We start from the raw sequence: 6,360 nt of genomic DNA, 5'->3' as shown, positions 1-6,360 counted from the left end.
TTTTTTTATGTCTAAAATTTGGTGTGTATATTGTGGCTCATAACCCGAAGGTCGTCGGTTCACCTTTTATAAGTTCAGGCTCCCGCAACCACTGAAATAAATAAGAATGAAACGGCACGCTTAAAGCGTGTTTTTTTATGTCTAAAATTTAGTGTGTATATTGAGGCTCATAACCCGAAGGTCGTCGGTTCAGCTTTTATAAGTTCAGGCTTCCGCAACCACTGAAATAAATAAGAATGAAACGACACGCTTAAAGCGTGTTTTTTTATGTCTAAAATTTGATGAGAGTGGTGAGATCATCTTCACTGCATGAGGCATTCACTTCTCATAAGCGCAAGCTCCCGCCCCCCTAAGATACACTTTAAAATGTTATAAACTTCTTAAAATAAATCGTTATTACTTAAAACCTTGTTTGGTTTGTGTTAAAACGGCACAAATATTTTTAGGTTGTTACAAATATGACTGAACTTTACCACTGGTTTGATTTAATAGGCATTGCGGTGTTTGCTGTATCGGGCACTTTGCTAGCGTATGAGAAAAAAATGGATGGCTTTGGGGTCGTAGTTTTAGCGACAGTAACTGCTATTGGTGGTGGTACAGTGCGAGATCTAATTTTAGATGTTCCAGTGTTTTGGTTACACGATCAAAGTTACTTTTTTGCCATACTCGCTTCAGTATTTGTTACAACACGCCTTATAAATAAACAAAAGCCGATACCTCATTATATTTTACAAACAGCGGACGCGTTTGGGTTAGCTTTTTTTGCAGTAATGGGGGCGCAAAAAGCACAGCTTGTTGGTATGCCCGATATGACTGCGGTAATTATGGCTGTAATTACAGGCTGCTTTGGTGGATTAATTCGAGATGTGCTTGCACGCGAGATCCCTATGCTATTAAAGGGGGAGCTTTACGCTATTACCTGTATAGCGGGTGGTACTGTTTATACGCTTGGCATTAGTTTTTCGTTAGCAACCGAAATGGCGATGGTATTAGGAATGTTAATGACCTTATTACTTCGTTTAGCCGCTATAAAATGGCAAATCACATTACACGTTTTTAAATATCCTGACTAAACTGGTGTAATTACACCATTTACTAGGATAAGGAATGTCGTTAGCTCGTATATTTTCTCGTGCTCAAGTGGGCATAAATGCCCCTGAAGTTATTGTAGAGGTTCACCTAGGAAATGGTTTACCCGCTTTTCATATTGTAGGCCTGCCCGAAGCGTCTGTTAAAGAGTCGAAAGACAGGGTACGTAGCGCACTCGAAAACTCACAATTTGGTTTTCCCGATCAACGAATAACCGTAAATTTAGCCCCAGCCGACTTACCAAAAGATGGTGGGCGGTTTGATCTGGCTATTGCGGTGGGTATTTTAGTCGCCTCTGGGCAAATAGTGTGTCCTGATATTCATAAGTACGAGTTTTATGGTGAGCTTGCTCTTAATGGTGAAGTGCGTGGTGTAAACGCTATTTTACCTTCGGTACTTGCTGCTAAAGAAGAAGATCGCTGCTGCTTTTTACCTCTTGCAAACGACAGCCTAGCAAGCCTAGTTAATGGCGTTAAACGCAAAGCCGTAAGCTCTATTCAAGAAGTATGGGGCGACCTACTTAATCAACAACCCTTGCCATTAAATATAGAGTACCCCGACTGCACGCAAGCCCCTGATTTTTTGCTCGATTTAAGCGATGTTAAAGGTCAGCCCGGTGCAAAGCGAGTATTAGAAATAGCCGCAGCTGGCGGGCATAATTTACTATTTTTAGGCCCTCCAGGTACTGGTAAATCAATGCTGGCCCAGCGAATGGCTACAATTATGCCTACTATGTCGGACGATGAAGCTATTTCAACAGCTGCGCTTTACTCTATTATTGGACAATCCATAGATTTAACTAATTGGCGACAGCGGCCATTTCGCAATCCGCATCATACGTGCTCAGCTGTTGCTTTGGTGGGGGGCTCTTCAAATCCCAAGCCTGGTGAAATTTCGCTGGCACACAACGGTGTGCTCTTCTTAGATGAGTTACCGGAATTCGAGCGTAAGGTGCTTGATTCACTGCGTGAACCAATGGAGACCGGCACAGTAACTATTTCACGTGCAGCTAGGCAAATGGAGTTCCCAGCGCAGTTTCAGCTTATTACAGCATTAAACCCAAGCCCAACGGGGAGCCATACTGATAAGCGGGCAACTCCCGATCAAGTTATGCGTTATTTATCGCGAGTATCAGGGCCTTTTATTGACCGTATTGATTTGCAAATAGAACTACCTCGTTTAACGAGTGTTGAGCTACAAAGTACCAAACCAGAGGAAACCAGTGCTGAGGTTAGAGCAAGAGTTGAGGCTGCTTATTATGTGCAGCTAAAACGCCAAGGTAAGGTTAATGCGAGACTTAATAATAAAGAAATGAGTGTGCACTGTGAACTTGCGCCTGCAGAGTTGCAATTTTTAGCTAGAGCAAGCGAGAAGTTGTCTTTATCGCCACGCTCTTACCATAGAATAATTAAGGTGGCGCGGACTATTAGTGATTTAAAAGGCGCTGAAAACATTAGTTTAAATGAGCTTAAAGAAGCACTTAATTACCGCGCATTTGAGCGCCTTATTGCGCAATTAACTAAGTATTAAATAGAAAGCATATAGCCTTTACCGCGTACGGTAACGATGCGTTTTTGATCTTTTTCGTCATTTAATTTTTTACGTAAACGACCAATAAGCACATCAACAGTACGATCGTTTGGGCTCCAATCGGGCTGGCCTATTTCTTCTGATATTTTTTCACGGGATGTGGCTTTACCTGCATTACTAATTAAGCAAATAAGCACTTTATGTTCGGCTTCAGTTAAGCGTGACTCAACGCCCGCAGCAGTAATTAATGTGCGGTTATCAGGATGAAGCTTAAAGTCAGCATATTCTATAAACTCTTCGCTTTCGTCGTCTTCTAGGTTAACTGCAACACGCTTATAGAGCGCGCGCATGCGAAGTTCTAACTCAAGTAAATCGACGGGCTTACAAATATAGTCATCAGCACCTTGTGCAAGACCTGCAATACGATCGGCTTGGGAGTCACGACTCGATAATACAATAACGCCAATATCGGTCAGTGTGTTTAATTCTTTTGCGAGCTGAAGCCCGTCGCGCTTTGGTAAGACAATGTCAATTATGGCTAATGATATAGCACCGCGCAGGTTTACCCGCTGCCTTACAATGTTAAGTGCATCAGCGCCAGTGGGGTCTACCTCTATTGTAAATTCGGTATCTGCAAAGTGATTTTGGATGCGTTTAACGAGTAGTTCATCGTCTTCAACCAATAAAACATTAATAGCCATAGTACTTTATTTTGAATGCTTATAGCTCTGTATGGTAGCACCATTAGGTAAATGCTGAGAAGGGGGTTTATTAGTTTTAAGTAACTTAATATTTCAAAGGTGTATAAGACGTTATTAGAGGATGAGGTTAGCACCTTTAGACTAATTAAAAGGTGCTAAATAATTAATTCTACTATTAATAAATCTGTATTAAGTCGTTATTTTAAAGGTTCAGGCTCAGTCATTTTTATACATCGAGTCCCACCATTGAGGCTCGTTTTTTAGCTTTTTATCAAAGTATGCGAGCATGGTGTTCCACCAATCAAATCGTTTATCGCGTGCAAAAATTTGATGGTCGGCGCCTTTGTATTCGATTAACTCTACGTCCTTATTAAGCAGTTTAAGTGCAGTGTACATTGTTAAGCTTTCGCCAACAGGTACATTGGTATCGCTATCACCATGAAGAAGTAGCATAGGTGTTGTTACTTTGTCGGCATGAAATACAGGGCTATGTTGGCTGTAAAGCTCAGGGTTATTCCACGGGAAGCTATTTTTTGATGCTTCGCCAGAATATAAGTAGCCCCACCAACCTTCACCCCAATACGAGGTAATATTAGAAATACCCGCATGAGCTATTGAAGCACTAAATATATCGGTTTTAGTTGCCAATAACATGGTCATGAAGCCACCGTACGATGCCCCTAAGTTACCTACTTTTTTACTATCAACATAGTTGTATTTATTTAAAAAGGCTTGTGTGCCTTCGATAATATCGTCTGCGGTGTAGTCGCCCCAGGCATTAACATGCTGCGCTGAAAACTTTTGTCCAAACCCTGTTGCGCCAGTAGGTTGTACTACATAAACAATGTAGCCATTTTCTGCCCATAAGTTAAACGGATAACGACCTGTAAAACCACGCGTAACTGGTGAAGTGCCGCCGTAGTAATACACGAGCGCCGGGTGCTTTTTAGTTTTATCTAAATTGCTAGGAATATAAACGCGGCCAGTTATTTCAACCCCATGTTTATTTTTAAAATTAAACTCTTCTAATGTAGGGAGTCGTATATTTGCATAGCTACTTGGTTTTGAATCCCATATTAAATCTGTTTTATTTTTACTGACGTTAAGGCGCTTTAGCTGTTGTGGCGCTAAAGCGTTAGTGCCACTTAATAAAATTTCGGTATTACGGTCGTGTGAGTAACTAAATTGTTCAACAATATCCAATCCTGTATTTAACTTTTTAAAGCGCTGTTTACTTAAATCAAATAGGTAAAGTGGTTGAGTGTCTTGCTCTGTTACTTTAATGAGCGCATCGCCGTTTTCTAAAACGTGTAGTTGGCCAATAGCGGGGTCGAATTGTTTACTGAGTGTTTTTACGTTTTTACCGCTTTCAGTAAGTAGGTAAAGTTGCCCGTCGTAGTTATTAGCAAGCATTGCTTTTGGTAGTGCTCTGCCTGCGCCATTTTTAAAGTCTGGGCCTGCAACTACATAAATATCTTTATTTGCGTATTTGGCTAAATTAAACGTTTTGAATTTACCAAGCGATGAAAGCTTGTTTGATTTTAAATCGAGTTCAACAAGCTCTGTTTCAGGGTGAGTTGATGTCTGCATTGCCATTACTGGGCGGCTCATTAATACTTTGCCACGGTTACTATTTGAATCTTCAAGGCTGTAAGAAAGAGGACCTTGGCTAAGTGCTTTTGTTAAACCACTTTTAGTATCAAGCATATAAATTTGGCTGATGGAACGTGCATACGACCAGCGATCTTGCAGACCTTTATAGTGCTTAGTTAAGCTGTTAGTGCTCTCGGGTGATTTAGACCAGCTAAACAAAAGGCTGGTGTTGTTATAAAAGGTAAAGCTATTAGCTCCTTCTAAATCGTTTGCTAATGTTTTTATTGAGAAGTTTTTACGGTTAAGTTGTTTAAGCTCACCATTTAACAAATACACTAAATATTGGTTATCTGGACTCCAAATAATGTTACTTGGTTGGCCTGCTTCAAAGCGATAAAGCGTTTGATTGTCTGAATCTTTAAGTACAGTAACTGTATTTGCTTGATTTTGTGTTTTATCACTATAAGTGCGAGTGGTAGTAACGTACTGCTTGGCATTAGGTGCGAGTGATAATTGGCTAATTGTAGGAGCATCAAACAGTTGTTTTGCAGATAAACGTTTTGTTTGTGAAGTGCTGAGCGTAATTTTATCAACCTCGCTCTTTGGAGCAAAATCAAGCGTTACATCGTGCCAATTAGCTACTTGCTGGGCTACTATTAAAACAGTGTGAGTACTGTTATTTAAAGCTAACTTATAGCTATTTTTATCGCCTGTTTGTAGTTCGCCATTAATAAATAACTGCCCTTGCTCAATCCCTTTTAAGGTAAGCGTACCTTGCGTAAAGCGGGTTGTTTCAATATTAAATTTTAGTGCCTGTAACCCACCTAAAGTGAGCGCATTGATTTTATTAAACGGTTGCCAGTTTTGTTTTTTCCCAAATATAGAAAAACTATCGGTGTCTGCTTGTAGTTGCGGCAATAGGTTGTTAATAATCGCACTGCCATGAGGTGTCTGAAAAGGCTTTAACTGCATATCTTCGGCAAGTGGGCCGATAAACTGAATTTTTGATTTATCTAATGGTGCAGCTATTGCAGCAAAGCTTAAGCTGCTAAGTGTTAAAAGAGCTGCTGCGTACTTAAATAGCTTATTTTGATGACACCATGGTGCGCTAAATTTCATTATTATGCCTATTATTATTGGAAGTTTGGCCAAATATAGCATGTATTGTTACCATGCTCACATATCCAATATAGAGGAGAGAAAGTGACTTTACTGATAGTTTATATGGTAGTGGCGATTGTTATTTCGTTTTTATGTTCTGTGATGGAGGCTGTGTTATTAAGTATTTCGCCCAGCTATGTTGCATCACTTAGAAAAAAACACCCTGGGCTTGCTAAACAGCTCGAAAAGCTTAAAAACAATATAGATCAGCCTTTAGCTGCTATTTTAACTTTAAATACAGTTGCCCATACTGCAGGTGCAGCGGGAGTTGGCGCACAAGCGGCTG

At 40.3% G+C, this 6,360-nt stretch carries 5 protein-coding genes; 3 read left to right on the top strand and 2 right to left on the bottom strand.

Annotated elements, in window-relative coordinates:
* The first annotated feature begins 458 nt into the window (after positions 1-458).
* The gene (locus tag L652_RS0116075; RefSeq protein WP_002957915.1) at positions 459-1,073 is read left to right on the top strand and encodes a trimeric intracellular cation channel family protein; all 615 of its coding nucleotides are present in this window, start codon (positions 459-461) and stop codon (positions 1,071-1,073) included.
* A 34-nt stretch (positions 1,074-1,107) separates the two neighbouring features.
* On the top strand, positions 1,108-2,619 hold the full coding sequence (locus tag L652_RS0116070) for a YifB family Mg chelatase-like AAA ATPase (protein ID WP_024597647.1): 1,512 nt from the start codon (positions 1,108-1,110) through the stop codon (positions 2,617-2,619).
* Here the strand turns inward: L652_RS0116070 and L652_RS0116065 are convergent.
* Both L652_RS0116065 and L652_RS0116060 read right to left on the bottom strand, forming a co-directional pair.
* Positions 2,616-3,320, bottom strand: a complete 705-nt coding sequence (locus L652_RS0116065) for a response regulator transcription factor (RefSeq protein ID WP_002957913.1) — start codon at positions 3,318-3,320, stop codon at positions 2,616-2,618. The two genes, L652_RS0116070 and L652_RS0116065, sit on opposite strands and share 4 nt — an antisense overlap.
* Before the next feature lie 216 nt (positions 3,321-3,536).
* Entirely contained in the window at positions 3,537-6,032 is a 2,496-nt protein-coding gene (locus L652_RS0116060) for a prolyl oligopeptidase family serine peptidase (RefSeq protein ID WP_024597648.1), read from the bottom strand.
* 84 nt (positions 6,033-6,116) lie between these two features.
* Between L652_RS0116060 and L652_RS0116055 the strand changes: the two genes are divergently transcribed.
* A partial coding sequence (locus L652_RS0116055) for a CNNM domain-containing protein (protein WP_033013541.1) occupies positions 6,117-6,360 on the top strand: 244 nt, incomplete at its 3' end.

The sequence above is a fragment of the Pseudoalteromonas sp. TB25 genome, from assembly GCF_000497995.1.
GTDB lineage: Bacteria > Pseudomonadota > Gammaproteobacteria > Enterobacterales > Alteromonadaceae > Pseudoalteromonas > Pseudoalteromonas distincta.
The sequence above is the reverse complement of the archived record's forward strand: the minus strand, read 5'-3'. Positions and strand labels throughout refer to the sequence as shown.